Below are 25,205 nucleotides of genomic sequence, written 5' to 3'. Positions count from 1 at the left end.
CGCCGCCATGCCCTTACCCCGCTCGATCCGCAGGCCCCGATACGCCCTCGTCCTCACCGCCAGCCTGCTCGCTTCAGGGCTGGCGGCGTCCACCGCCCTGGCCGCGCCCGATGCCGGCGAACGCGCCCGCTGGCAGCAGCACGCCGCGCAGGTGGAGATCACCCGCGACACCTGGGGCATCGCCCACGTGCACGGCAAGACCGATGCCGACGCGGTGTTCGGCATGATCTACGCGCAGGCCGAGGACGACTTCAACCGCATCGAGACCAACTACCTGGTCAACCTGGGCCGGCTGGCCGAGGTCGAAGGCGAGACGCTGCTGTGGCAGGACCTGCGCCAGCGGCTCTACTACGATCCGGCGCGACTGCAGGCCGACTACCAGGCCAGCCCGGCCTGGCTGCAGACGCTGATGCAGGCCTGGGCCGACGGGCTCAACGCCTATCTGGCCGCGCACCCGCAGGTGAAGCCGCGGCTGCTGACCCACTTCGAGCCGTGGATGGCGCTGAGCTTCAGCGAAGGCAGCATCGGCGGCGACATCGAGCGGATCGCGCTGAGCCAGCTGCAGGCCTTCCACGAGCGCAAGCCGGTGGCGATGACGCTGCTGGAACGCGAGCCGCAGCTGCGCCTGCCCAGCGGCTCCAACGGCATCGCCATCGCGCCCTCGCACAGCGCCGACGGGCGCGCGCTGCTGCTGATCAATCCGCACACCAGCTACTTCTTCCGCTCCGAGCTGCAGATGCGTAGCGACGAGGGGCTGAACGCCTATGGCGCGGTGACCTGGGGGCAGTTCTTCGTCTACCAGGGCTTCAACCGTCATGCCGGCTGGATGCACACCAGCAGCGGCGTGGACAACGTCGACGAGTTCGTCGAGACGCTGGCGCCCTGCGCCGACGGCAGCCCCTGCTACCGGGATGGCCAGACGCTGCGACCGCTGCAGCAGCGCCAGGTCACCCTGTCCTACCGCACCGCGGCGGGCGGCCAAGCGCAGCGCAGCTTCACCGTCTGGGCCACGCACCACGGGCCGATCGTGCGCGCGCAGGACGCCACGCACTGGGTGGCTTTCGCCATGATGGACCGGCCGGTGGCGGCGCTGCAGCAGTCGTTCCTGCGCACCAAGGCCGGCGGCTTCGCCGACTTCATGAAGGTGGCCGCGCTGCAGGCCAACTCGTCCAACGACACGCTCTATGCCGATGCCGATGGCACCACCGCCTATCTGCATCCGCAGTTCGTGCCGATCCGCCATGCGCACGTGGACTACCGCAAGCCCGTGGACGGCAGCGACCCGGCCACCGCCTGGGACGGGCTGCATGCGCTGGACACGCTGCCGCAGGTGGTCAACCCGCGCAACGGCTGGGTCTTCAACGCCAACAACTGGCCGTGGAGCGCGGCCGGCGCCGACAGCCCCAACGCCAACGATTTCCCGCGCTACATGGACCAGGCCGGCGAGAACGCGCGCGCGCCGCATGCCATCGCCGTGCTGAGCGCACGGCCGACCTTCACCCCGCGGCAGCTGATCGAGGCGGCCTACGACCCGTGGCTGCCCGCCTTCGACACACTGCTGCCGCTGCTGCGGCACGACTACTCCGGCCTGCCCGACGGCGATGCGCGCAAGGCCGCGCTCGCCGGCCCCATGGCCGCGCTGGCCGGCTGGGATCGCCGCTGGGGCCTGGACTCGGTGCCGACCACGCTGGCGGTGACCTGGGCCGATGCGCTGCTCAAGGAGATCACCCCGCTGGCGCGCGAACGCGATCGCGGCGGCGTCGATGCGATGGCCACCCTGGCCACGCCCGAACAGCGCCTGGCGGTGCTGCAGGCCGTGGTCGACCAGCTGCAGCGCGACTTCGGCCGCTGGCAGGTGCCATGGGGCGAGATCAACCGTTACCAGCGCAACGATGGCGCCATCGTGCAGACCTTCGACGATGCCAAGCCGAGCCTGCCGGTGCCGTTCACGACCTCGCGCTGGGGTTCGCTGGCCAGCGCCGAGTCGCGCACCTATCCCGGCACGCGCCTGCGCTACACCACCTCGGGCAACAGCTTCGTGGCGGTGGTGGCCTTCGGCGCCGACGGGCCGCAGGCCTGGGCGGTGAGCGTGGGCGGGGAAAGCGGCGATCCGGCCTCGCCTCACTTCGCCGACCAGGCCCCGCTGCATACCACCGGCCGGCTGCGGCCGGTGTGGTTCACCGAGGCCGATGTCGCCGCGCATGCCGAACGCCGTTATCGTCCCGAGGTGCCGCAGGGCTGAGCTGCGCGCGGCACGCCTGCACTGCGTTCGTTGGAAAGCTCGCAACCTTCAATCCCAGGGGGATTCTCATGCTGCACCGTCTTGCAGTCGCCGGCTCGCTGGCGCTGGCTTTCAGTGCCTGTGCGCCCGTCACTCAGGCGCGCGATGCGTCGGCGGACACGCCGGCACCGCACCGCTTCGTCCACATCACCCTGCCGGCCGGCGCGGCGCCGACCTCGGGCCGGCTGCTGGTGTTCGCCAGCGACCCCGCCTCAGTGCGGGCCGCGTCCAGGAACGGCCAGATCACCGCGGTCGACGGCAATCCGTCCGCGCCGCATTCGGTGTTCATCGCCGCGCAGGAAGTGACGCACCTGGAAGGCGGCGGCAGCGTGGACATGGATCTGGACCAGATCGCCTTCCCGGCGCCGTTCTCCACGCTGTCCGGCGACTACCTGGTGCAGGCCGTGCTGGATGTCGACCACAGCTACAACTACACCGGCCGCAGCGGCGGCGACCTGGTCAGCGCGGTCACTGCGGTGAACCTGACCCAAGGCAAGCCCTTGCCCATCCTGTCGCTGGCGCAGACGGTGCCGCACACCTCCGACCCCTGGGCACTGTCGCCGCGCCTGCCCGAGGCCGCGCGCGCCGCGCTGCCGCAGGCCAAGGCGCACAGCTTCGACGCCTCGATGACCAGCCCGGTGCTGAGCGCGTTCTGGGGCCGCGACATCCGGCTGCGTGCCCGCGTGCTGGTACCGCCCGGCTACGACGCCAAGGCCGCCACGCGCTATCCCACCGTGTATGTGACCCACGGCTTCACCGGCAACTACGATGCCTTCGCCGACAGCATCGTGACCACCTGGGACGCGATGGCGCGCCAGCAGATGCCGGCGATGATCTGGGTCTATCTGGAGGAGGCCGTTCCCAGCGGCACGCATGAGTTCGCCGACTCGGTCAACAACGGTCCATGGGGCACGGCGCTGACCGAGGAGCTCATCCCGGCCCTGGAAAGACAGTACCGCATGGACGGCAAGCCCTCCGGCCGCTTCCTCACCGGGCACTCGTCCGGCGGCTGGGCCACGCTGTGGCTGCAGACCCGCTACCCGAAGCTGTTCGGCGGCACCTGGTCGACCTCGCCGGACCCCACCGACTTCCATGACTTCACTGGCGTGGATCTCTACGCCCCGAACGCCAACATGTATCGCCTGCCCGACGGCAGCGAGGCCCCGATGGCGCGCGAGGCAGGCAAGGTCGTGGCGACGGCCGAGGACCTGATCAAGATCGAGCGCGTGCTGGGACCCTACGGCGGGCAGCTGGCCTCGTACGAATCGGTGTTCTCCCCGCGTGGCGTCGATGGCGCGCCGATGCCGCTGTTCGACCGCGACACCGGCCAGGTCGATCCCAAGGTCGCCGCGTACTGGACGGCGCACTACGACATCGCCGCGCGCCTGGCCGCGCAGTGGCCGCAGCTGGCGCCCGACCTGGACGGCAAGATCCACGTGATCGTCGGCACCGCCGACACGTTCTACCTGGACGGCCCGACACGCAGGCTCAAGGCGGTGCTGGATCGCCTGCACGCCAAGAGCGATGTCCGTTTCCGCGAAGGCCGCACCCACTTCGACCTGTACCAGGACGGCGACGACGAGGACGCCCTGCTCAAGCAGATGACCCGGGAAATGTACGCGGTGGCCCGGCCGGGCCAGTAGGCCGCCAGCGCGCGACGATGGCACGCCACCGGCCGGCTGCGGCCGGTGTGGTGCATCGGGGCCGACATGGCCGCGCACGCCGAACGTCGCGTTCGTCCCGAGATGGCGCAGGGCTGAGCGATGGACGAAACACCTACACTGCGCATCTCGAGCACGCGTCATCCAACCTGGGGGCTTCCATGCTGCATCGTCTTGTAACCGCCACCGCGCTGGCGCTGGCCTTCAGTGTCTATGGGCCGTCCCTGCAGGCGCAGGCTGCATCGGCAACGACGCCCGCGCCGCATCGCTTCGTCCAGGTGACGCTGCCGGCCGGTGCCGCGCCGACCTCCGGGCGGCTGCTGGTGTTCGCCACCGAGGCCAAGGCGGCGCAAGCAGCGGCCAAGGACGGGCAGGTCACCTCGATCGACACCAGCCCGTTCTCGCCCAAGTCGGTGTCCATCGCCGCGCAGGAGGTGACGCATCTGGAAGGGGGCGCAAGCGTGCAGGTGGACCTGGACCAGATCGCGTTCCCGGCGCCGTTCTCCACGCTGGCCGATGGCGACTACCTGGTGCAGGCCGTGCTGGATGTCGACCACAGCTACAACTACACCGGCCGCAACGGCGGCGACCTGGTCAGCGCCGTCACGCCGGTGACGCTGGACAAGGGCAAGCCGCTGCCGAGTCTGTCGCTGGCACAGACGCTGCCGACCAAGTCCGACCCGTGGGCGCTGTCGCCGCGCGCTCCCGAGGCGGTACGCGCCGCGCTGCCGCAGGCCAAGGCGCACAGCTTCGACGCTTCGATGACCAGCCCTGCGCTGAGTGCCTTCTGGGGCCGCGACATCCAGCTGCGCGCTCGCGTGCTGGTGCCGCCCGGCTACGACGCCAAGGCGGCCACGCGCTATCCCACCGTGTATGTGACCCATGGCTTCACCGGCGACTACGACAGCTTCGCCGGCAGCATCGTGACCACCTGGGACGCGATGGCGCGCCAGCAGATGCCGGCGATGATCTGGGTGTTCCTGGATCAGGCCACGCCGACCGGCACGCATGAGTTCGCCGACTCGGTCAACAACGGCCCGTGGGGCACGGCGCTGACCGAGGAACTCATCCCGGCGCTGGAAAAACAGTACCGCATGGACGCCAAGCCCTCCGGCCGCTTCCTCACCGGGCACTCGTCCGGTGGCTGGGCCACGCTGTGGCTGCAGACGCGTTATCCGAAGCTGTTCGGCGGCACCTGGTCGACCTCGCCGGATCCGAGCGACTTCCACGACTTCACCGGCGTGGATCTCTACGCGCCGAACGCCAACATGTACCGCCGGCCCGACGGCAGCGCCGTGCCGCTGGTGCGCGATGCGGGCAAGGTCATCGCCACCGCGGAGACCTTCATCAAGCTCGAGCGCGTGCTGGGTCCTTATGGCGGGCAGATGGCCTCGTTCGAATGGGTGTTCTCGCCGCGCGGCGTCGACGGCGCACCGATGCCGATGTTCGACCGCGACACCGGCCAGGTCGACCCAAAGGTCGTGGCCTACTGGAAAGCGCATTACGACATCGCCGCCCGCGTGGCCGCGCAGTGGCCGCAACTGAGGCCCGACCTGGACGGCAAGATCCACGTGATCGTCGGTACCGCCGACACGTTCTATCTGGACGGCGCGGCGCACAAGTTCCAGGCCGTGCTCGACGGCCTGCACGCCAGGAGCGACTTCCGTTTCCTGGACGGCCGCACCCACTTCGACCTGTACAAGGAGGGCGAGGACAACAACGCCCTGCTCAAGCAGATCGCCAGGGAAATGTACGCGGTGGCCCGGCCGGGCAAGTAGGCCGCCAGCGCTAGACGATGGCGCGGGCGCGCGGCGCGCCATCGGTCCTCCGGCGATGGCGTGCACGGAACATCGCCGCGTGAGCGGTGATGATCGCTCTCCCCATTGCCAGCAGGCCACGCCCATGTCCGACCGCATCCTCGTGTTCTATGGTTCCTATCGCAGCGACCGGATGGGCATCCGCCTGGCCGAGTACGCGGTGCGCACGCTCAATGCGCGCGGCGCGCAGGCCGAGCTGATCGACGCCAAGGCGGTCGACCTGCCGATGCTGGACCGCATGTACAAGGAATATCCCAAGGGCGAGGCGCCGCCGGCGATGGAGGCGCTGGCCGAGAAGATCCGCACGGCCGATGGTTTCGTGTTCGTCACCGGCGAGTACAACTGGGGCATGCAGCCCGGGCTGAAGAACCTCACCGACCACTTCCTCGAGGAATGGTTCTGGCGCCCGGCCGGCATCGTCAGCTATTCGGCCGGCCGCCTGTCCGGCGCGCACGCCAGTTTCGCCTGGCACGGCACGCTCACGGAGATGGGCATGGTGGTGATCTCCAGCACCGTCACCGTCGGTCCGATCGGCAAGACCCTGGATGCGCACGGCCAGCCGATCGAGGAGGCCGGCAAGTCGCTGGAGAAGAGCTTCGCGCGCTTCGCCGACGATCTGGCCTGGTGGGCCGAGGCCGCGCGCACCCAGCGCGCCAGACACAAGCCGCCGTACTGATCGCGTCCCCTGCGCGCCCCGTTTTGCGTGTTCTGGCATGTCCTGCCTGCTGGAATCCGCCATGCGCGCACTCCTGGTCCTGTGCCTGCTGTTGTTCCCCCTGCTCTCCGCCTCCGCGGCCGAGCCGCGGATCGTCCAGCTCAGCGGATCGGACGGCACCATGCTCGCGCTACGCGAGGACGGTACGGTCGTGGGCTGGGGCGAGTTCAAGGACGGGCAGCTGGGGCCGAACCCGCAGCAGTACGGCAGCACGCGCTGGGCGCGTCCGACAGCGATCGCGCTGCCGGCTCGCATCCGTGAGATCGCCGGCGGCGGCGAAAACAGCTATGCGCTGACCGAGGACGGCCGTGTCCTGGCCTGGGGCGCGGGCGTGGGGCTGGGCGGCGGGACCGGCAGCGGCGTTGTCCAAGTATCGCTGCCTCCCGTGCGCCACCTCTATGGCCGGGAAGGCACCGCCATCGCCCTGCTCGAAGACGGCACGCTGCGCGCCTGGGGCCGGCGCGAAGAAGGCAAGATCGGCGACGGCCTGGCCAACAAGCGCTGGGGCGAGGCCAGCCCGCCCGCGCTGACGCCGGTGCGCGTACCCGGCGCCACCGACATCACCCAGGTCGCAATGGGCTTGACGCACACGCTGGCGCTGCGCCGCGACGGCACGGTGCTGTCCTGGGGCGGCAACCGCTATGGGCAGTTGGGCCGGCAGCCGGTGCAGGAGCCCGCGCTGGACCTGCCCGCCGCCGTCGATGGCCTGAACGAGGTGGTCGCGATCGCCGCCGGCGCCTACACCTCGATGGCCATCCGGCGCGACGGCACGCTGGTCGCCTGGGGCAGCCGCAGCAATTACATGCTCGGCGACGGGCTCCAGGACGATCCGCCGGAGCGCTTCTCCGTGCAGCCGCTGCCGGTGCCCGGCGTGCGTGGGCCCAAGGCGGTGCAGCTGTCCACGTACAACGCCATCGCCCAGTTCAAGGACGGCAGCGCGATGGGCTGGGGCAATACCGACTGGGGCACCCTGGGCCTGGGCCAGAAGACCGGCTACGTGAAGCAGCCCAAGCGCCTGACCGTGCGCGACATCGCCCTGGTGTTCTCGCTGCATTACGGCACCTACCTGGTCAAGCGCGACGGCAGCACCTGGTACGCGGGCCATGGCGGCAAGGAGGAATGGCAGTCCCCGGTGCTCAGCCAGGCCACCTTCGTGCCGATCTCGCTGGCCCCGTAACGCGGCCGACGCGGCGGCTTCATCCGATCTGAGCGACCGGGTCGCTAGCCTCGCCGTTCCACCGTCATACAAGGAGACATCGCGATGGGCCTCTTCTCCAGCATCGTCAACAAGATCTTCGGCCACGCCTCGCCGCAGGCCACCACCGCGGCCACGCCGAGCGCCACGGCCAAGCCCGAAGTGGTCATCGTCGACGGCAGCGAAGCCACTGCCGGCATCGCCCCGCCCGCACGGACGCCTGCGCCCGCGACGCCGGCCGAGCCGGTCGATGTCGCCGCCGTGTTGACCGACATTGCCGCGCGCAAGGGCGGCAAGAGCGACTGGCAGCACTCCATCGTCGACCTGCTCAAGCTGCTCGACCTGGATTCCAGTCTGACCGCCCGCAAGGAGCTGGCCGAGGAGCTGAATGTCCACGCCGGCGAGGCCGGCAGCGCCGAGCAGAACATCGCCCTGCACAAGGCGGTGATGAAGAAGCTGGCCGAGAACGGCGGCAAGGTGCCCGCCGAGCTGAAGGACTGATCCCGCGCCGGGCCGCCTGCCGGCGACCTCGCACGCCTCGAACCGCGCGCCGTCCCTGCGATGGCGCGCGGTTCTTTGTTCAGATCGTGCGCGACGCCGACGCCGGCTGGCGCTCCAGGCGCAGGAAGCGCGCGGCGTTGTTGTAGAAGATGTCGCGCTTCTGGCCATCGTCCAGGAACGGCGCGCGGCGCACGGTGTCGATGGACGCGCCGATCGAGGCCGGCCAGGCCGGGCTGCCCGAGCCGAACATCACCTGGTCGCCCAGGCCGGCCTCGAGGATGGCCCGCAGGTCGCGGTAGAAGGCCGGGCGGTTTTGACCTGCGACCAGCTGGCCGACGTCCAGGTACACCTGCGGATGGGCATCGAGCACGGCCAGCAGCGCCTCGGAGAGCGGCTGCGCCCCGTGCACCAGGTCCAGGCGCAGCTGCGGATGCCGCGCCAGCACGCGCTGCAGCGCCTCCAGCTCGGCGCCGGTCGCGGCCTGGCTGACCGCGGCGCCGTCCTGGCGGCCCAGGTGCAGACCGACCGGCAGGTCCACGCGCGTGGCCAGCTGCCACAGTGGTTCCATGCGCGGATCGTCCAGCGCCATCTCTGCCGCCGGGCGGCGCAGACCGAGCAGGGTCAGCTGGCCGCTGGCGCGCAGCGCCTGGACCCGCGCCTCGGTCGCCGCGTCGATGCGCAGCGGGTCCAGCGCCAGGTGGCCGGGCGCGCGCGCTTCGGACGCCGGCAGGGGCTGGCCGCCATCCTGCACGGCGGCCAGGCCGATCACGTTGTAGCGGCGCAGCTGGGCCTGGGTATACCGGTGCACGGCGGCGGCATCGGGCGCCGCACAGCTCCCCCCCGTCTCGAGACAGGGCGCAGGCGCGGCGCCCGGCGCCGGCACGGCGTGCAGGTGCATGTCGAGGATCAGCGGCCCGCGCTCGGGTTCGGCCACCGCCACCCAGGCCATGCTGGCCACCAGCAGGCACAGCAGGCCCGGCATCAGCAGACGGCCCTGCAGGACGCTCAGGACGAGCATCAGGATTCGAAGTTGCATACGCGTTTCCCCAAACGGTAGGCACGGGCGCCCCGGGAGGGGTCGCAAAGGCGCCAGGCTTCCCAGTCAACGTGGACTGTGGAGCGCGCCGGACAGCCTCCGGCGCAGGGGGCTAGTCTAGAACGGTCCGCAGTACTTCGTCGTTCCCGCGGAAGCGGAAAGCCGGCGCCTGGCGCGCTGGAAGGGCAAAGTCCCTGGATTCCCGCGTTCGCGGGAATGACGATGGAGGGAGTGCAGCGTTGGCCGGGGACGCGCGTCGTCTGCGCCCGGAGCGCGCCTTAGACTGCCACGCCTCTCTCCCAAACGAACGCTGCTTATGCCCTGGCTCATCGCCAAGTACGCCGTCACCGCGCTGATCGTCGTGGTCGTGTCCGAAGCGGCCAAGCGCAGCGACCGGCTCGGTGGCCTGCTCGCCGCGCTGCCGCTGGTCACGCTGCTGGCCCTGGTCTGGCTGCAGCTGGAGCGGCAGCCGGCGGAGAAGATCGCCAACCATGCCTGGTACACCTTCTGGTACGTGGTACCGACGCTGCCGATGTTCCTCGCCTTCCCCCTGCTGCTGCCGCGGCTGGGCTTCTGGTGGACGCTGGGCGCCAGCGCGGCGCTGACCGTGGTGTGCTTCTGGCTGTTCGCCCTGGCGGTGCGGCCGTTCGGGATCCAGCTGCTGCCGTAAGCAAGGCCCGCAATCCGCCCTGCTCACGCTTGTGCAGGCCTGCTCACAAGACCTAACGCTCCAACGCATCCGAACACTTGCTCACGCCGGTGCCACGGGTGGTTAACGGCGCGGCTTGCACCGTCGTTCCCACAGCAACGGCCGCACGTCGCGGCCGGACACGGGAGATGCAAGTGAGCAAGGCCAATGACAAGTACGACCCGACCGTCGATGAGACCGTCGCCAATCCGAACCGCGATCCCATCACCGGCACGCCCGGCGCGCATCCTGTCGGCGTGGGCGTTGGTGGCGTGGTCGGTGGCGCCGCCGTCGGCGCGGCGGCCGGCTCGGTCCTGGGACCGATCGGCACCCTGATCGGCGCTGCGGTGGGCGTGGTCGCCGGTGGCACCGTCGGCAAGGGCGTGGCCGAGAAGCTCGACCCGACCGTCGAGGCAGACTACTGGCGCGCCGCGCACAAGCACCGCCCCTACTACGATCCGGCCAAGGACTTCGATCGCGACTACGCCAGCGTCTACGGCTACGGCCTGCAGGCGCGCGAGGCCGAGCCCGGCCGCAGCTGGGAGGAGCGTGAGGCCGAGCTGGAACGCGACTGGCCGCGCAACCGCGGCACCTCCACGCTGGAATGGGAGCAGGCCCGCCCCGCCGCGCGCGATGCCTGGGAGCGCGCCGACCGCAGCCATCTGGCCTATGCCGACAGCGACGAGCGCTTCCGCACGCACTTCGAACGTGCGCCGTATCGCGGCCCGGAGCACCAGTACGAGGACTTCGTGCCGGCCTACCGCTATGGCACCCGCTCGCGTTTCAGCAGCGACTTCGGCGGGCGCATGTGGGACGACACCGTCGCCGACGAGCTGCGCCTGGGCTGGAACAGCGCGCGCGGCAGCTCGCGCCTGGATTGGGATGAGGCCAAGGGCGCGGTGCGCGATGCCTATCTGTCCGACGAGCCCTTCGACGGCGGACGCCACGGCTGAGTTCGATCCGACGCACTGAAGACACGACAGGGCGCCCCATGGCGCCCTGTCGCTTTGTCGCAACTCACACCAGTTGCAGATCCTTCGGCTTGGCGCCGGGGAAGACCTGCTCGAGCTGGGTGCCGTTCAAGCCCCACATGCGCTGCAGCAGGCCGCCGAACAGCTCGCGGTAGTTGGTCAGCACCGGATAGTCGCGGTTCTGCAGCAGGTTGGCCTGCGCCACGTCCACCTGCGGCCCGGCGATGCGCCCGCCTTTGACGCCGCCGCCCAGCACCCAGTACGTGGTTCCGTGGCCATGGTCGGTGCCCTTGTCGCCGTTCTCGCGGAAGGTGCGGCCGAACTCGCTCAGCACCACCACCACCGTGTCGTTCCAATCGTCGCCCAGCGCATCGGCATAGGCCGCCAGGCCCTGGCCGAGGTTCTTGAGGTTGTTGGCCAGCTGGCCGTCGGTGCTGCCCTGGTTGACGTGCGTGTCCCAGCCGCCGACATCGACGAAGCCCAGCCGGTACTTGTCGCGCATCAGCACGGCCATGCGTCGGGTCTCGTCGGCGAAGCTGCGCGCACTGGCCGCGCCGCGGCTGGCCTGCATCATCTCCTGCTGCAGCGCCTGGCTGACCTGCTGGCGCAGGGCCAGGCCATCGCGCGCCGCGCTGGCCAGCTGGGTGCCCTGGTACATGCCGGCCAGGATGTCGGACTGGCGCGGGTCGAACACCGGCTTGGCATCGTTGCGCAGCGACAGGTTGGGGATCTCGCCGGCGCCCTGAAAACTCAGCGGCAGCGAGTCGGTGAAGGCGATCGCCGGCACGCCGGTCATCACCGCCGACAGTCGCGCCAGGAAGCCGGAGCGGTAGTCGTGGCGATCGGCGCCGGCCTCGCCCGATTCGATGTCGTCCTGGGTCTCGAAGTGGCTGCGCGACAGATCGTCGGTACCGGCGAACGGCACGAACGCCAGCTGCTTCCTCTGCCACAGCGGCAGCAGGCTGTCGCGCAGCACCGGGTTGAGGCCCCAGTGCGCGTCCAGCGCGATGGCGCTCTTGTCGTTGGCCGGGTCGGGCCTGGCGATGGCCAGGGTGGGACGCGCGTCGTAGTAGAAATCGCTGGCCACCGGCACCAGCAGGTTGTTGCAGTCGTAGCCGCCGCGCAGGAAGACCACCAGCATCCGGCTGCGATCCTTCGGCGGAGCGGCGAACAGCCGCCCGGACCAGCCCAGGCTGCCGCTGGCGGCGGCGGTCAGCGCGCTGGCGATGAGGAAATCACGACGTTTCATGGGAACACCCTCGTGCAGGGATGTAGGGATCAGCGGTAGTTGAAGTCGGGAGACGCCAGCAGGAAGGCGTTCCACTCCTGCTGCGAACGTGCCTTGGCCAGCGCCTCACGCGTGGCAGGCGCCAGCGTCGGCTCGATCGCGGCATAGAACAGCCGCGAGGCCGGCATCGGGAAGCCGCCCTGCTGCTCGGCCTTGCCATCGGCCTTGGCGGGCGTGAACAACCGCGCATCGCCACCACCGATGGCACGGGCGATCTCGAAGCGCTTGGCCATCTGGCCCGAGCTGTTCCACGCGTCGGAGGCCAGCGGCCAGCCGTCGGGCGTGATCCGGCCGAAGCTCTGCTCGCCCAGCTGCCCCAGCCAGCCCACCAGCGGCGCCGGGTTGGCGATCACCTGGCCGTCGTAGGCGAAGCGGATCGAGGACACCAGGTAGCGGTACGGATCCTTGAACTTGCGCTGGCCGGCATCGGCGAACTCGCGCGAGCTCACCATCACCTCCATCACCTTGGCGATGTCGCCATCGCTGCGCAGGAAGGCCTTGGCCATCTTGTCCACCAGCGCCGGCGGCGGCGTATCGGCGACGAAGTACTGCGCCAGCTGGCTGGAGATGAAGCGCGCGCACGCCGGCTGGCGGGTGATGAGCTCCACCGCGCTGCGCACCTCGTCGAAGCCGCCGCCGGCGATGCGCTGGCCCAGCAGGGTCTTGTCGCCCTCCTGATGGCGCGCCGGGTTGAACTCGAACGCGCCCTCGCGCAGGTACTGGGTCTGCTGGGCCGGCTTGAGCTTGGGCGGGCCGTCGCGATCGGGCGGCGCGATGCCCACGCCAGTCAGCACCAGCGCCAGCTGCTGCACATCGTGCTGGGTATAGCCGGCGTCCACACCGAGCGTGTGCAGCTCCATCAGCTCACGCGCGTAGTTCTCGTTGACCTTGCCCTTGGCGTTCTGCGCGTTGTCCAGATAGTCCAGCATGGCCGGGCTCTTGAGCGTGGCCAGCACCAGGTCGGAGAAGTGGCCCAGCGCGTTGGGGCGGATGGCCCGATCGACGTAGTCGCCCAGCACCCAGCCCACGCGCGCCTTGTCGGCCTGCACGCTGAAGTGGTTGAGCCAGAACCACACCAGCTGCTCGCGCAGCTGATCCGGATCGTAGACCGCGCGCAGCAGCTCGGCCTGGCGCACCTGCTGCACGTTCTGGTTCTTCTGCTCCTGCAACGCCTTCTTCGCGGCGGCCTTGGCGTCGCCGTCGGGCATGGCGTTGATCTCCTTCTGCCGCGCCGCCAGCTGCGTCAGCGCCGCCGGCGCCGACACGTTCAGCCCTTCGTAGCCCTGCAGCTGCGTCTGCACCGATGCCGGCAGATTGGTATCGCCGGCATCGGGGTGCAGCTGCGCGCGCAGGTAGTCGCGCTGGCCCTGCTGGCCGAGCGCGGCCACGCTCGCGCTGTCCAGGCCGAACTGCACCCGCTCCAGCCAGCGCAGCTGATCCGGGGTCGGGCTGGCATCGCGCGCGGCGGCCGGCAGCGCGCACAGGCCGAACGCAGCCAGCAGGCCGAGCGTCAGCGCGCTTCGACGCGCACGGGAGAGAAGAGCAGCAGACGGGGTTGCAGGCGGGTGCATCGACCACCTCCGGGCGTTGCGGGCCATGTGCGCCGCGTGAAAACCCTAGCCCCGGCGTCTTGCACGCGGGTTAAGCAATTGTCGGAACGCGACCGCGCGGGGGGCACGGATTCAGACGTGGCGCGATGTGGCGCCGCGTGGCAACGCACGTCGCCTGCGAGGCCGCGAAACGCGGCGTTGGCGGATTCTGCGACCGTGCCACGGTTGGCGTCCGAAGGGAAGCCAGCGCCGGAAGCGCATGCCATGGCCATGCGCTCGGGAGACGACGACGCGGTTCGCGCCAAGGCGCCTCAGCGCACCGTCGCGACCGCCGCGCTCAGGCCTTGCCCACATCCACCCACTGCGCCTGCACCAGGTCGGCCAGGCGCGTCGGCGCCAGGCACACGGCGCTGTTGGGCGAGCCGGCGGCCGGATACACCAAGGCATGCGCCTGCAGGGAGACATCGCAGCAGATGCGCGCCGGGCCCGCCAGGCCGAACGGGCACACGCCGCCGACCGGATGCCCGGTCAGCGCCAGGGTCTGCTCCGGCGGCAGCATGCGCGGCTTGGTGCCGAAGGCGGCCTTGAACTTCTGGTTGTCCAGCCGCGCATCGCCGGCCATCACCAGCAGCAATAGCGCATCGTCCAGGCCCAAGGCGAGGGTCTTGGCGATCTGTCCCGGCGTCACGCCCAGCGCTTCGGCGGCCATCGCCACGGTGGCCGTGCTCTGCGCGTGCTCGATCACTTCCACCTCGAGTGCGTGCTGCTGAAAGAAGGCGCGGACGGAATCGATCGACACGGCGTGCTCCTTGAAGGCAGGAAGAAAGGCGAGCTTCGCGGCGGGCACCGGGACACGATGACGCCGACGCCTTATTCTGCCTGCCTGCATCGCCGTTGCGCCAAGCCGCGCGCGGCCGCCGTCCCCTCGCCCAGAGAGCCCCATGTCCGCCCACACCCTCGTGCGCTGCACGCACGACCAGCACGCCGCTGCGATCCTGGACATCTTCAACGATGCCATCCTCCACTCCACCGCGCTGTACGAGTACGCGGTGCGCACGCCGGCGACGATGACGGCCTGGTTCAAGGCCAAGGGCGATGGCGGGTTCCCTGTGATCGGCTTGGAGGACGCGCACGGCACGCTGCTGGCCTTCGGCAGCTACGGCACCTTCCGCGCCTTCCCGGCCTACAAGTATTCGGTCGAGCACTCGGTGTACGTGCATCCCGACCACCGCGGCCAGGGCCTGGGGCGGGTGGTGGTGCAGGCGCTGATCGAGGCCGCCCGCGCGCAGGGCCTGCACGCGATGATCGGCGGCATCGACGCCAGCAACACCGCCAGCGTGACCCTGCACGAACGCCTGGGCTTCCGCCATGTCGGCACGCTGCCGCAGGTGGGCTTCAAGTTCGGCCGCTGGCTGGACCTGGCCTTCTACCAGTTGCTGCTGGAAACGCCCGCGCAGCCGGTCGACGGCTGAGCGCGCTCCCAATGCCGGCGGCGCGACGGACTGCGATGCCGCCGGGCCTGGCAGCAAGGCCAGATCCACCGACCTGATCACATGCGGCGCGCCCCACCTTTGGTGCGCATCTGGCGAACCGGCGCGTGATGCGCGCCGCATGGCCTGTCCCTGCGCCGTTTTGCGCATTCCCGGGACACACACGCCACCGGAACGCCCATGTCCAGCCACCGCCTCCTGCCCGCCGCCCTCGCCGCCTGCCTGCTGCTGGCCCTGCCCACCCGCGCCGCCGCGCCGGCCGCACCGACCCAGGTCTTCATCGACGTGGACACCCACAGGATGGCCGACATGCCCGACATGGGCGCGCTGGGACGCTTCGCCGGCATGCTGGGCGGCAAGCAGGACCTGGGCTATCCCGACGCGCGTTCGGCCGGGGCGAGTGGGCTGTACTTCGACATCGCCCTGCACAACACCCTGGCGCCCGGCCTGCCCGCGCAGCAGGCGATCCCGACCGGCCTGGGCCTGGGCGATGCACTGCCGCTGCTGCCGCCCACGCGCGCCACCCTGCCCGAGTCGCAGGGCGGCCAGCAGGTGGAAGGCGCCGAGGTCCGCATGCTGGTGTACTGGGGCTGCGGCGCGGCTATCCGCCCCGGCCAGCCGCGCGTGATCCAGGTGCGCATGCGCAACGGCATGCCCGAGGCCAGCGGCACGATCGAGGCGCGCCGCGCACCCGACCGCGACGTGCGGCCCGACCCCAGCTATGCGCTATGGCCCAACCAGAAGGCGCGCAAGCGCGCCGAGCGCGGCGCCTCGCTGCAGGGCGAGCACCGCATCACCGGCCAGGGCGTGCCGGAGTCGCTGAAGTTCACCCTGGGCCCGCAGGCCGACTTCATGCCCGACATCGCCCTGCAGCAGCAGGGCGTGCCGGCCGACGGCATCGTCCTGAGCTGGCAGCCGGTGGCGCGCGCCGGCGCCTACTTCATCAACGTCATGGCCAAGCAAGGCAACGACATGGTGCTGTGGAGCAGCGCCGAGGTGCCCGACATGGGCAGCGGACTGATGGACTTCCTGCCCGGCGGCAGCCTGGAGCGCTGGGTCAAGGAGAAGGTGCTGCTGGGCGCGGACACCACGCGCTGCCAGATCCCCAAGGGCATCCTCAAGGACGGCGGCGAGACCGGCGCGGGGCTGCTGTCGATGATCGCCTATGGCCCCGAAACCAATCTGGTCTGGCCGCCCAGGCCGGCCGACCCCAAGCAGCCCTGGACGCCGGAGTGGAACGTGCGCGTGCGCACCAAGTCCACCGCCAGCGCCATGCTCGGCATGGACCTCAGCGGCGCGGGCCAGGACCCGCAGTCGCCGACCAGCGACCCGAACCAGCCCGCGGAGAAGGAAAGCACCGGCAAGAAGCTGCTGCGCGGCCTGTTGAAGGGGCTCTGACGCCAGCGTCGAACCGACCAACCGCGCACGCGGCGCGGCTGGCGGCATGACGGCCGATGCTGCGATCGTTCGTTTCCCGACCGCCCGCTTCGCTCATCCCAGCGCCTGCGGGTTGAGCTGCCACACCGCGTAGTTGAGCGCACTGGCGAAAGTGACCCACGCCAGATACGGCAGCAGCAGCAAGCCGGCCAGCGGCCGCGCGCGCCAGAACATCGCCACCGTGACCACGATCAGCACCCACAGCACGACGATGTCCAGCATCGCCGCCGCGCCCAGGTGCCAGCCGAAGAACAGCCAGCTCCACAGCGCATTGAGCGCCAGCTGCGCCACGAACACGGTCAGCGCCCGCCGCTGCGCGGCCCAGCCGCCGCGTCGCCAGACCAGCCACGCCGCGATGCCCATCAGCACATACAGCACGCTCCACACCGGCCCGAACACCGCCGCCGGCGGCGCCCAGGACGGCTGCGCCAGCGTGGCGTAGAAAGTCGCCGCCTGCACCGACGCCGCCGCGCCGATAGCGCCGGCGACCAACACCAGCAGCAGCCAGCCGACCAGCCCCAGCACCTGGCGCTTTCCGGAAATCCCTTGCATCCCACACCTCGTACGCGATCGATATCGCGCGGCACTCTAGCGGTGTGGCGGCGTAGGCCGTGTCACGACCGGCGATGCTCGGCAGCGCCGGATCGCGAGGGCAACCCTAGTCAGCATCGAGCTTGGCAAGCACTTCGCCCATCACCTGCCGGGTGACCTTCTCGGCCGAGTGGTAGCCATGCAGCGCCGAGTTCTTCCACGACCCGCTCGCGATCAGCGTGCCGGAGGAGGCGTTGTAGATCTGGATATCCAGCGAACGCAGGTACATCGCCATGTCCCAGCGCCAGTTGTCCGTATAGCGGACCACGACATCGGTGCCCGCCTCGCGCACTTCGGGTCCGGCCTTGACCTGGATCCCGTGCGCCATGAGCTCCTGCTGGACATGGGCATCCATATCCGCCGAGTTGCCGCCATGCAGGACCACATAAGCCGACCTGACCACGGTCTGGTGCCCTGGGTTCACCACCACGCGGTTGTGCGTCGCACAGCCGGCCAGCGTCGTCGCCACCGCAAGTACGGCGGCCATCGTCCATCGATTCACGCGAGTCCCCTTTCGATGCCACGCTCCTGTGGCCGCTGGAGTCTGCGCGCTGCCGATCCGCAAGATCAACCTTTCGCCTGTCGCCGGATCACCGCGCCGACCGGGGCCGCGCTCTTGGTGTCAGCCCCGCTCCAGCACCACATGCAGCGCCGCGTCCGAGGCGCGGAAGCTGGTGCAGCGATAACCGGGGACGGTCAGATCCACGCCTTCGAACAGCCGCTCGCCCGAGCCCAGCAGCGTCGGCGCGATGGCCAGATGCAGCTGGTCGATCAAGCCGGCCTGCAGATATTGGCGGACGGTGTCGGCGCCGCCGCCGATGCGGATATCGCGCGGGCCGGCCGCCTCGCGCGCCAGCCGCAGCGCCTCGTGGATGCCGCCGGTGACGAAGTGGAAGACCGTGCCGCCCTGCATCGGCAGGCTGGGCCGCGCATGGTGGGTCAGCACGAACACCGGCACGTGGTGCGGCGGATCGTCGCCCCACCAGCCGCGCCAGTCCGCGTCGCCCCAGTCGCCACGGATGGGCCCGAACATGTTGCGCCCGATGATCCAGGCGCCGAGGTTGTCGAACCCGCGCGCGGCGATCTCGTCGTCCAGCCCCGTGCTGCCGCCCTCCTTGCCGAACAGCGTCTGCATGAAGGTGCGCGTCCCCCGCAGCCACCGATGCAGGTCCTGCGCGCCCTCGCCCATCGGCGCCTCCAGGCGCTGATGCGGCCCCGCGGCGAAGCCGTCCAGGGACAGGGTGAAACCTTCGACACGGACCTTCGACATCGCCAGCCTCCCGGGCATGCAAGAGAGAGCATCTTCTCTCAACCGCGCGCCGATGGCCCGCTGCGGTGCGCGAACCGGGCCACGGTGTACCGCGACGCCGGCGACGGATGCCTTGGGTCCTGCTTTTACGCTTACGGCTCCGCGACGGGAATGGCCGGAAAACCTGCAGCCTCCCTCTAACGCGTGTCCCCGGCCCCTGGCCCTTGCCTGCGGAAGTCGCGGGGGTCCCGCGTTCGCGAAAACGACGATTCGGGTCTTTCGGGGGCGCATCGGTGCGATGCCACCGGTGAGCGGCGCGACGCCGGGACCACCTTTCCCAAGGTGGCGTCGCAGAAGCTTCAAGGTCGATAGCCCTCCCAACGCATCGCCATGGCGGCGCCGCGCCCCGAACGGCGTAACCCCAGAGGCCTCCCGGCACCGATGCGCCGTCACCGCGCGCGGTTTCCCCGACGCCACGCCCGCGGACCCCCACCCATGCATCGGCATTCCCCCGGCCGTTCCTGTTGTGCCCTGCTGTGCGCGCTGCTGATCTGCGCGCAGGCCCACGCCACGCCTGACCAGGCCGCCACCATGACCGGCGACTGGGGCGGCGTGCGCGAGGACTGGTCCACGCGTGGTGTCGCGCCGCGCGGCGATTACATCGGCGAGGCCGTGGACGTCATCGACAACGGCGACGGGGCGAGCGGCGCGCGCTATGCGCAGCAGCTGCGCGTCGGCCTGGACCTGGCCATGGATCGGCTGGCCGGCTGGCGCGGCGGGGCGTTCCACCTCACGCTCAACGATCGCCGCGGCCGCAGCGCCTCGGCCGATCTGGTCGGCAACCGCTTCGCTCTGCAGCAGGTCTATGGCGGCACCTACACGCGGCTGAGCGAGGTCAGCTTCGACTACGGCTTCGCCGGCAGGGGCTATCTCAAGCTGGGCTTCTACGCGATGGGCAGCCACTTCGGCCTGCTGGCCGCGGGCAACAGCTTCCTCAACTCGGCGCTGTGCGCGCACCCGCTGTCGATGACCGGCAACAGCGGCTGGTACAACTACCCGGTGGCGCGCTGGGGCGCCGAGGCCGGCTGGCCGCTGGCCGCGCGCGTGGTCCTGCGCGGCGGCTGGTTCCAGGTCAATCCGCAGCTGCGCGGCAACAACGTGCACACCGCCTTCCGCCCCTTCGCCAGCGGCACGACCGGCTCGCTGTTCGTACTCGAACTGGCCTGGACGCCGGGCGCTGGCGGCCCCCACGCCGGCAGCTACCAGGTCGGCGCCTACGCCGACACCTCCCGCGCCAGGCGGCTGGGTACCGCCGCCAGCGTCAGCGGGCGCGACGGCGTGTGGCTGCTGGCCGAGCAGAAGCTCAGCGCCGAGACCGCCGACCCCACGCGCGGACTCACCGTCTTCGGCGAGTACATGCAGACCGACCAGGCGACCTCGCCCCTGCGGCACTGGCGCGTGGCCGGCCTGTACTACCAGGGCATCGGCACCCGCAGCCAGGACCGCCTGGCGCTGGGCTACGCCAGCGCCAAGGTCAACGGCGCCCTGCGCGCGGCACAGCGCGGCGCACTGGCCGACACCGGCGTGCCGAGCGATTCACCGCTCTATCAGCTCACCGATGTCGAACGCCTGTACGAGCTGGCCTACACCGCTCAGCTCAGGCCCTGGCTGACGCTGCGCCCGGACCTGCAGTACATCGTCGATCCGGGCACCTTCAGCTACAGGCGCGCGGGTGACGCGCTGGCGGTGGGGCTGCAGGTCCGGGCGACGTTTTAGGGCACATCGAGGACGCCGAAGCGCGAATGGACAACCGCCTTTCGAAGATCCGTCATTCCCGCGCACGCGGGAAGTGCTTCTTGGCAGACGCATGTCTGACCATCCAGCGCCTTGGAGGCTCTGCCGCGAAAGTCCCTGGGTTCCCGCTTTCGCGGGAACGACGGTGGTAGGTGATGGGAGCGGCTCCAAATTCAACGCCTTCGGTAAGCCAAAAGCCCGTCATTCCCGCGCACGCGGGAATCCATGGACTTTGACGCTTCCGCGTGAGAGTCGCTGGGCTCCCGCTTTCGCGGGAACGACGGTAGTGGGTTACTTGCGTGGCTGCAGGTTCAAAGGCTTCGGCGATCTGACAGCGACAAGCCGATGTTCCGTAACGGAGCCTTTTGCATACCGACCTCAGCCACCGCGAGCCACCGCCAGCCGCACTCCGAACACCTTCACTCCGCAGCGTCACCACCGCCCGTATACACCAGACTCCGATGCAGCGCACGGGCCACCGCCAGGTCCTCCTCATCGTCGAAGTACACCGCCATCTGCACCTGGCTGTCCTCGGCGAAGGCATGGCCGTAGTAGCCGGGCCTGCGCGCATCGTCCGGGTCGTCCACTTCCTCGGCCAGGCGATAGGCGTAGAAGCGGATATCGCCGATCTGCGACTGCTCGATGTCGTGCGCCTCCGGCGACTGATGCTGACGTACATCGTCCAGGCGCGCCTCGATGCTGGCCCCGCCGTCGTTGTGCCAGATCGTCATCCACACCGTGACGCGCTCGTTCCACAGCACCAGGTCGCCGTCCTCGATGCGCCGGTTGTAGGGCGCGTCCAGCGTGATCGCCCAGTCCGGCGTGAGCGGGTAATGGCCTTCGACGACGGGGAAGTCGGGATGGAGGGGCATGGCAGAACCTTGGTTGGTGCGAACGATAGGAGACTAGCCTACCCGCCTGGCTGTGCTCGATGTCTGCAGAGCGAGCTGGCGAGCACGCGCGGCACGCGCGTACTGCTGCCCCCGGTAGGCCCATAGGGGGTCACGGCGTGTCAGCCGAAACGTCGGCAGGCGCGTCTTTCCGCAAGCACAGGCGCTGACCACGCGGCTCGGAACCCAGCCGCCGCACCATGCGCGAACGCAGCGCGCAAACGCACTTCGCACCACGCCCAAGGCGACGACGCCCCCGCAAGCCGCCTTTCATCCAGCAGACAACAGCGGCGGCCGAGGCCGCCGCTGCTTCCCACCAATCGCGGTGCGCGCGCGTCAGTGCAACCGCATCGCCCCGGCGATCCGGCCGACGGCCTGCGGCAGGCGCGGTGCGGCCTGCGCGTCGTGGCACAACGCCAGGACGGACCCGGCGCCATACGTGAGCCGGACTTCCCGCACCGATGCGGGGCCGCCGCCCGCCGCCAGCGGCTGCGCCGCGATCTCCGTGAGCAGGTCCGCCACCTCGCTGGCCTGATTGAAGATCGCAAAGCCCAGCATCGACACGCTGCCTTCCGCGTAGTCGGCCGCCTGCTCGGCGAACACGGCATCGCCGAAGGCCTTGATGCCCAAGACCAGCAGCTGCAGGGCGTCCAGCTGCGCCAGCGTCGCCCCGAAGGCCAGGCGCGGACCCTGCGCCTGCGTCGCCTCGTCCACCGCGTACGGCGCGGCGGCTTCGGCCGCCGCCAGCGCCGCGCCGGCCTGCGCCGGACGCGACATCCGCAGCAGCACCGCCTCCACCTGCCCGGCCACCTGGTCCAGGCTGAAGGCCAGCTCGGCCGCGCCCACGCCGGGCGCCTGCTTCCGCTTGCCGCCGGGGCGGGGCTGCGCCAGCCGCGCCAGCAGCCGCAGCTGGTGGCCGACCTGCATCAGCAGGTGCTGGCTGTCCTCGGGCAGCGCGCCGCCCGTCGTGTTCCGATCATCGAAGAGATGGTCCGTCATCGTTATTGCTCCTTGGCATCGCGAAGTGACCGCCCGCCATGCCCGGCGGACGGAGGTGAAGGAGACTCAAGCACCGCAGCGCGCCGGCAGGCGCATGCCCCTTGCGGGGGCGGTCATGGCCACCCTGCCGATGCCGCCATCGCATCGGGCGCCCCTGCCGGGACTGCAGGCACCGGGACACCAGGTTCAAGGGCGGGCCGCGCGCGCTGGGGCGTTTCCAGGCTCCTCGAAACCGACGTTGCTCCGCCCCGTGGCCGGTGTCAACACCGCGCGCGGCGGCTTCCGCGCGCGCCTCGGCCGCCCCCATCCAGGCGGCAGCCGACGGAAGCCAACCGCGCTCAGGGCGCGGCGTTCTGCTCGCCGTGCAGCCTGCGCGCGGCCTCGACGTACTTGGCGGCCTTGGGGTTGTCGGCGTTCCAGCGCGGCGCCTTCGGGTCGTTGGCGATGGTCCACACGGCCAGGGCGACGGTGCGGTCGATGGCGGCCATGTTGGCGTAGTCGATCTTGTCCCAGGTGTCGGCCGGGCCGTGATAGTCGGGAAAGGCGTAGGCCACGCTGATGGTGTGCGCCGGCACGCCCAGGTCGGCCAGCGCCTGGTTGTCGCTGAAGGCGAAGTAGCGGTCGCTATTGACCAGATGCTTGGTCATGCGGATGCCGGTGTCCTCGCCCGCCTTGCGCAGCACATCGGCCACTTGCGAGTAGTCCGCGCCGGTGATCGCGGCCGCGCGCACCTGCGGGCCCTCGCTGTCGTCGGTGCGGCCGACCTGCTCCAGGTTGATATTGGCCACCGTGTCGGCCACCGGCACCAGCGGATGCGCACCGTAGTAGCGCGAGCCCACCAGCCCGTGCTCCTCGCCGAACACCGTCATGAACACGATGCTGCGCTTGGGCCGCACCTGCTGCGCAGCGAAGGCGCGCGCCAGCGCGATCACCGAGACCGTGCCGCTGCCATCGTCGTTGGCCCCGTTGAAGATCGGGTCATCGCCCTTGTCCTTGCGGATGCCCAGATGATCGTAATGCGCCGTGACCAGCACATAGGTCTTGCTCAACACCGGATCCGAACCGCGCAGCAGGCCCACCACGTTGCGCACGATCAACGGCTCGGGCGCATCGGCGAACTTCGCCCGCTCCTTCTCCGGCGCGATCTGGCGCCAGTCCGCCGTCTGGAAATACCCGTCATCGCCCAACGGCTCCAGCCCCGCGCCCCGGAACTGCGCCGCGATGTACTCGGCCGCCAGATCCAGCCCCCGCGACGGCGTGCCCCGCCCCTCCAGCGCATCGGACGCCAGGAAGGACAGATCCCCGCGCATCGCGTCGGCGGAGATGCTGGAGAGCAGGCTGGCCTGCGGCTGCGGCAGCGATGGCTCTTTGGCTTGCGCGATGCCGGCCATCAGTGCGGACGACAGCAGCGCGATGCGCAAGGTCATGTAGATCGTCATCCTGCTCCCCCTTGTGGTCTGGGGCAGAAGTCTAGCCCGCTCGCACGCGCACTGCGCCGGAGGCAGGGGGAACGGAAACGGCGGCCATCGTGCCAACCGCCCCAGCGCTTCAGCTTTAGCTTTCTCGTTTCGTCGGGATGGCTCGCCCGAGCCACCCTTCTGAGGTGGGCGCGCTATCGCGCCGTTTTCCGGCTTCAGGCCCACAGCCCCATGATCGGGAAGACCTCAACCTTATCCAGGTGACTGCGGGTGCGCGGGAGTCGACCTGGATCTCTGAAGCTGCTGCCGAAGCACGGCCTCAGGCTCCATCCGCACAGCCGTCAGGCATCGGGTCCCGGTGGCATCGAAGAACAGCGTCACAGCGGAGCCGCCGGTGAAGTAGGCGTAGCCGATCGTCGGTGCGGGGTCGTCCGGCGGCGAAGTCCAGACCACATCCTTCAGTTGAAGGTGCTCGCGCACGAACTCCCGATGCACACACGCACCACTGAAACGCATGACCAGATCGGTGTCTTCCGCACCCGCAGGGCCGATCGAGGAGGACACCTTCACCGGGCCTACGCTGGTGTCTCCCATGAAGGTGCGGCCGTCCACAACGGCTTCGTTGCGGATCTGCGTCTTGGCGCGCAGGTCGGCCTCCAAGAGGCCACGGCCCGCCGCTCGACTCTGGGCGAGATTGTTGATCAGGGCCAGAACGGCCTGCTGCGAAGCCTCTGGCGCCTGGACGACCGGCGTCGCGGCGTTGACCACCGCGCAAGTGAGGGAACCGATCGCCAACGCGCACGCAAACGGGACAAGCTTGGATGTCTTCATGATCTCACCACGGATAGTTGGCATCGTAGTAGTCCCCATTCGCTTGGGTATATGTCTTACCCGTCGAATTGGTGTTGTTGTCGCAGAAGGTCTGGCCGATCTCCTGGAGGCTCTTACCGCTAGCGAGCATGGACAGCATCGTCGATTCGTTCTGCGCGATCAGCGGAATGACGATCGATCCCGAAGTCGCGCCAGAAATCTCGCCCCTCACCACACCATTGTTCGACACCGCGTTCGCCTCCCAGACGCACATTTTGGTGATGTACTGGTCGCGCGTCAGCGGGGCCGAAATGTCCGGAATTCCGGCCACGTGGTGACCAAGCTCATGGGAGAGATAGCCGAGGGTGCGATACAGGCCAACGGTATCGAACGAGTCGCATGAGTATGGCGGCACATAAATGATCTTCGTCGCCGGGTCGTACCTGGGAGGGTTCCCGTAAAAACGGCCAGCGGTATGAGCCGCCACCTGGGAGCGGAGCGTCGAAGACGCCTCGCCGATCCCGTCGATGCAGTAGCCCAGGCCGGTGTTCATGGTCTGAGCCGACGCGAGGGGCGAGAACAAATAAAGCAGCACCAAGAGACAGAGCGCTCTGGTCATTTCACGTGCTCCTTGTGGTCAAAGCTTCCTAAGGAACATCGTTTTTGAAAGCAGACTGCAAGTCAATCCAGAAAGCGCTGGACCGACCAGAGTTCCATAGACACTCAGTCGCCGCTCTGCGCGTAGCGCTTTTCGAACTCTACCGGTGACATGCCGCCAGCGGAACCATGCCGGCGAATCGGGTTGTAGAACATCTCGATGTAGT

At 69.7% G+C, this 25,205-nt stretch carries 23 protein-coding genes; 11 read left to right on the top strand and 12 right to left on the bottom strand.

Annotation, left to right across the window (positions count from 1 at the left end):
• Positions 1 to 7 precede the first annotated feature (7 nt).
• The 6 genes from EAT51_RS17730 (at position 8) to EAT51_RS17705 (ending at position 8,170) form a co-directional block, all read left to right on the top strand.
• A complete protein-coding gene (locus EAT51_RS17730; RefSeq protein WP_130561859.1) occupies positions 8 to 2,242 on the top strand; it encodes a penicillin acylase family protein in 2,235 nt (744 codons plus the stop codon).
• Positions 2,243 to 2,310: 68 nt separating this feature from the next.
• Positions 2,311 to 3,924: an alpha/beta hydrolase-fold protein gene (locus tag EAT51_RS17725; RefSeq protein ID WP_130516739.1), complete on the top strand. Its 1,614-nt coding sequence runs from the start codon at positions 2,311 to 2,313 to the stop codon at positions 3,922 to 3,924.
• A gap of 179 nt (positions 3,925 to 4,103) precedes the next feature.
• Positions 4,104 to 5,720, top strand: coding sequence for an alpha/beta hydrolase (locus tag EAT51_RS17720; protein ID WP_130516737.1), 1,617 nt, complete (start codon positions 4,104 to 4,106; stop codon positions 5,718 to 5,720).
• 124 nt (positions 5,721 to 5,844) lie between these two features.
• Positions 5,845 to 6,435 carry an NADPH-dependent FMN reductase gene (locus tag EAT51_RS17715; protein ID WP_130516735.1) on the top strand — a complete coding sequence of 197 codons (591 nt, stop codon included), beginning with the start codon at positions 5,845 to 5,847 and terminating at the stop codon, positions 6,433 to 6,435.
• A gap of 61 nt (positions 6,436 to 6,496) precedes the next feature.
• Complete coding sequence (locus EAT51_RS17710) at positions 6,497 to 7,651, top strand: RCC1 domain-containing protein (protein WP_165421954.1); 1,155 nt, start codon at positions 6,497 to 6,499, stop codon at positions 7,649 to 7,651.
• Between the two features lie 84 nt (positions 7,652 to 7,735).
• On the top strand, positions 7,736 to 8,170 hold the full coding sequence (locus tag EAT51_RS17705) for a DUF3597 domain-containing protein (protein ID WP_130516731.1): 435 nt from the start codon (positions 7,736 to 7,738) through the stop codon (positions 8,168 to 8,170).
• A 79-nt stretch (positions 8,171 to 8,249) separates the two neighbouring features.
• Here the strand turns inward: EAT51_RS17705 and EAT51_RS17700 are convergent, their stop codons facing one another.
• A complete protein-coding gene (locus EAT51_RS17700) occupies positions 8,250 to 9,206 on the bottom strand; it encodes an amidohydrolase family protein (RefSeq protein WP_130516728.1) in 957 nt (318 codons plus the stop codon).
• Between the two features lie 316 nt (positions 9,207 to 9,522).
• Here EAT51_RS17700 and EAT51_RS17695 point away from each other — a divergent pair, with 316 nt between their 5' ends.
• Together EAT51_RS17695 and EAT51_RS17690 are read left to right on the top strand one after the other, a co-directional pair.
• Positions 9,523 to 9,876, top strand: a complete 354-nt coding sequence (locus EAT51_RS17695; RefSeq protein ID WP_130516726.1) for a DUF3147 family protein — start codon at positions 9,523 to 9,525, stop codon at positions 9,874 to 9,876.
• A 173-nt stretch (positions 9,877 to 10,049) separates the two neighbouring features.
• Positions 10,050 to 10,847: a hypothetical protein gene (locus tag EAT51_RS17690; RefSeq protein ID WP_228257986.1), complete on the top strand. Its 798-nt coding sequence runs from the start codon at positions 10,050 to 10,052 to the stop codon at positions 10,845 to 10,847.
• Positions 10,848 to 10,911: 64 nt separating this feature from the next.
• Here the strand turns inward: EAT51_RS17690 and EAT51_RS17685 are convergent, their stop codons facing one another.
• The 3 genes from EAT51_RS17685 to EAT51_RS17675 all read right to left on the bottom strand — a co-directional run bounded on the left by EAT51_RS17685 (position 10,912) and on the right by EAT51_RS17675 (position 14,502).
• A complete protein-coding gene (locus EAT51_RS17685) occupies positions 10,912 to 12,114 on the bottom strand; it encodes a DUF1501 domain-containing protein (protein ID WP_130516722.1) in 1,203 nt (400 codons plus the stop codon).
• Between the two features lie 29 nt (positions 12,115 to 12,143).
• On the bottom strand, positions 12,144 to 13,724 hold the full coding sequence (locus EAT51_RS17680; protein WP_130516719.1) for a DUF1800 domain-containing protein: 1,581 nt from the start codon (positions 13,722 to 13,724) through the stop codon (positions 12,144 to 12,146).
• Positions 13,725 to 14,040: 316 nt separating this feature from the next.
• Positions 14,041 to 14,502, bottom strand: coding sequence for a YbaK/EbsC family protein (locus EAT51_RS17675; RefSeq protein WP_130516718.1), 462 nt, complete (start codon positions 14,500 to 14,502; stop codon positions 14,041 to 14,043).
• Positions 14,503 to 14,644: 142 nt separating this feature from the next.
• On the opposite strand from EAT51_RS17675, the gene EAT51_RS17670 reads away from it, so the two are divergent.
• Together EAT51_RS17670 and EAT51_RS17665 are read left to right on the top strand one after the other, a co-directional pair.
• Complete coding sequence (locus tag EAT51_RS17670) at positions 14,645 to 15,175, top strand: GNAT family N-acetyltransferase (RefSeq protein ID WP_130561858.1); 531 nt, start codon at positions 14,645 to 14,647, stop codon at positions 15,173 to 15,175.
• A 198-nt stretch (positions 15,176 to 15,373) separates the two neighbouring features.
• On the top strand, positions 15,374 to 16,591 hold the full coding sequence (locus EAT51_RS17665; protein WP_130516714.1) for a hypothetical protein: 1,218 nt from the start codon (positions 15,374 to 15,376) through the stop codon (positions 16,589 to 16,591).
• A gap of 93 nt (positions 16,592 to 16,684) precedes the next feature.
• Here EAT51_RS17665 and EAT51_RS17660 read toward each other — a convergent pair whose 3' ends face one another.
• From EAT51_RS17660 to EAT51_RS17650, 3 genes are all read right to left on the bottom strand, one after another.
• Positions 16,685 to 17,182 carry a TspO/MBR family protein gene (locus EAT51_RS17660; protein ID WP_130516712.1) on the bottom strand — a complete coding sequence of 166 codons (498 nt, stop codon included), beginning with the start codon at positions 17,180 to 17,182 and terminating at the stop codon, positions 16,685 to 16,687.
• Positions 17,183 to 17,288: 106 nt separating this feature from the next.
• Complete coding sequence (locus EAT51_RS17655; RefSeq protein WP_130516710.1) at positions 17,289 to 17,708, bottom strand: hypothetical protein; 420 nt, start codon at positions 17,706 to 17,708, stop codon at positions 17,289 to 17,291.
• 135 nt (positions 17,709 to 17,843) lie between these two features.
• Positions 17,844 to 18,491 (bottom strand): dihydrofolate reductase family protein, encoded by a 648-nt coding sequence (locus EAT51_RS17650; protein WP_130516708.1) that lies wholly within the window; start codon positions 18,489 to 18,491, stop codon positions 17,844 to 17,846.
• Positions 18,492 to 18,965: 474 nt separating this feature from the next.
• Here EAT51_RS17650 and EAT51_RS17645 point away from each other — a divergent pair, with 474 nt between their 5' ends.
• Positions 18,966 to 20,246 (top strand): carbohydrate porin, encoded by a 1,281-nt coding sequence (locus EAT51_RS17645; RefSeq protein WP_130516706.1) that lies wholly within the window; start codon positions 18,966 to 18,968, stop codon positions 20,244 to 20,246.
• A 437-nt stretch (positions 20,247 to 20,683) separates the two neighbouring features.
• Here the strand turns inward: EAT51_RS17645 and EAT51_RS17640 are convergent, their stop codons facing one another.
• The 5 genes from EAT51_RS17640 to EAT51_RS17620 all read right to left on the bottom strand — a co-directional run bounded on the left by EAT51_RS17640 (position 20,684) and on the right by EAT51_RS17620 (position 25,000).
• On the bottom strand, positions 20,684 to 21,136 hold the full coding sequence (locus EAT51_RS17640; protein ID WP_130516704.1) for a hypothetical protein: 453 nt from the start codon (positions 21,134 to 21,136) through the stop codon (positions 20,684 to 20,686).
• Positions 21,137 to 21,490: 354 nt separating this feature from the next.
• A complete protein-coding gene (locus tag EAT51_RS17635; protein WP_130516702.1) occupies positions 21,491 to 22,153 on the bottom strand; it encodes an XAC0095 family protein in 663 nt (220 codons plus the stop codon).
• A 338-nt stretch (positions 22,154 to 22,491) separates the two neighbouring features.
• Positions 22,492 to 23,592, bottom strand: coding sequence for a M28 family peptidase (locus tag EAT51_RS17630; protein ID WP_130516700.1), 1,101 nt, complete (start codon positions 23,590 to 23,592; stop codon positions 22,492 to 22,494).
• Positions 23,593 to 23,823: 231 nt separating this feature from the next.
• Positions 23,824 to 24,402 carry a hypothetical protein gene (locus EAT51_RS17625; protein ID WP_130516698.1) on the bottom strand — a complete coding sequence of 193 codons (579 nt, stop codon included), beginning with the start codon at positions 24,400 to 24,402 and terminating at the stop codon, positions 23,824 to 23,826.
• Between the two features lie 4 nt (positions 24,403 to 24,406).
• Positions 24,407 to 25,000: a zincin-like metallopeptidase domain-containing protein gene (locus tag EAT51_RS17620; RefSeq protein WP_130516696.1), complete on the bottom strand. Its 594-nt coding sequence runs from the start codon at positions 24,998 to 25,000 to the stop codon at positions 24,407 to 24,409.
• Positions 25,001 to 25,205: the final 205 nt, after the last annotated feature.

It is taken from the genome of Pseudoxanthomonas winnipegensis, assembly GCF_004283755.1.
Classification (GTDB): Bacteria; Pseudomonadota; Gammaproteobacteria; order Xanthomonadales; family Xanthomonadaceae; genus Pseudoxanthomonas_A; species Pseudoxanthomonas_A winnipegensis.
This window is presented reverse-complemented; position numbering and strand designations above follow the sequence as displayed.

Coding starts and splice junctions, on each gene's coding strand:
- EAT51_RS17715 (WP_130516735.1), top strand. CDS start 5,845: ATGTCCGACCGCATCCTCGTGTTCTATGGTTCCTATCGCAGCGACCGG.
- EAT51_RS17700 (WP_130516728.1), bottom strand. CDS start 9,206: ATGCAACTTCGAATCCTGATGCTCGTCCTGAGCGTCCTGCAGGGCCGT.
- EAT51_RS17665 (WP_130516714.1), top strand. CDS start 15,374: ATGTCCAGCCACCGCCTCCTGCCCGCCGCCCTCGCCGCCTGCCTGCTG.
- EAT51_RS17645 (WP_130516706.1), top strand. CDS start 18,966: ATGCATCGGCATTCCCCCGGCCGTTCCTGTTGTGCCCTGCTGTGCGCG.
- EAT51_RS17725 (WP_130516739.1), top strand. CDS start 2,311: ATGCTGCACCGTCTTGCAGTCGCCGGCTCGCTGGCGCTGGCTTTCAGT.
- EAT51_RS17625 (WP_130516698.1), bottom strand. CDS start 24,402: ATGAAGACATCCAAGCTTGTCCCGTTTGCGTGCGCGTTGGCGATCGGT.
- EAT51_RS17695 (WP_130516726.1), top strand. CDS start 9,523: ATGCCCTGGCTCATCGCCAAGTACGCCGTCACCGCGCTGATCGTCGTG.
- EAT51_RS17630 (WP_130516700.1), bottom strand. CDS start 23,592: ATGACGATCTACATGACCTTGCGCATCGCGCTGCTGTCGTCCGCACTG.
- EAT51_RS17640 (WP_130516704.1), bottom strand. CDS start 21,136: ATGCCCCTCCATCCCGACTTCCCCGTCGTCGAAGGCCATTACCCGCTC.
- EAT51_RS17670 (WP_130561858.1), top strand. CDS start 14,645: ATGTCCGCCCACACCCTCGTGCGCTGCACGCACGACCAGCACGCCGCT.
- EAT51_RS17710 (WP_165421954.1), top strand. CDS start 6,497: ATGCGCGCACTCCTGGTCCTGTGCCTGCTGTTGTTCCCCCTGCTCTCC.
- EAT51_RS17720 (WP_130516737.1), top strand. CDS start 4,104: ATGCTGCATCGTCTTGTAACCGCCACCGCGCTGGCGCTGGCCTTCAGT.
- EAT51_RS17650 (WP_130516708.1), bottom strand. CDS start 18,491: ATGTCGAAGGTCCGTGTCGAAGGTTTCACCCTGTCCCTGGACGGCTTC.
- EAT51_RS17685 (WP_130516722.1), bottom strand. CDS start 12,114: ATGAAACGTCGTGATTTCCTCATCGCCAGCGCGCTGACCGCCGCCGCC.
- EAT51_RS17620 (WP_130516696.1), bottom strand. CDS start 25,000: ATGACCAGAGCGCTCTGTCTCTTGGTGCTGCTTTATTTGTTCTCGCCC.
- EAT51_RS17635 (WP_130516702.1), bottom strand. CDS start 22,153: ATGACGGACCATCTCTTCGATGATCGGAACACGACGGGCGGCGCGCTG.
- EAT51_RS17705 (WP_130516731.1), top strand. CDS start 7,736: ATGGGCCTCTTCTCCAGCATCGTCAACAAGATCTTCGGCCACGCCTCG.
- EAT51_RS17730 (WP_130561859.1), top strand. CDS start 8: ATGCCCTTACCCCGCTCGATCCGCAGGCCCCGATACGCCCTCGTCCTC.
- EAT51_RS17680 (WP_130516719.1), bottom strand. CDS start 13,724: ATGCACCCGCCTGCAACCCCGTCTGCTGCTCTTCTCTCCCGTGCGCGT.
- EAT51_RS17660 (WP_130516712.1), bottom strand. CDS start 17,182: ATGCAAGGGATTTCCGGAAAGCGCCAGGTGCTGGGGCTGGTCGGCTGG.
- EAT51_RS17655 (WP_130516710.1), bottom strand. CDS start 17,708: ATGGCCGCCGTACTTGCGGTGGCGACGACGCTGGCCGGCTGTGCGACG.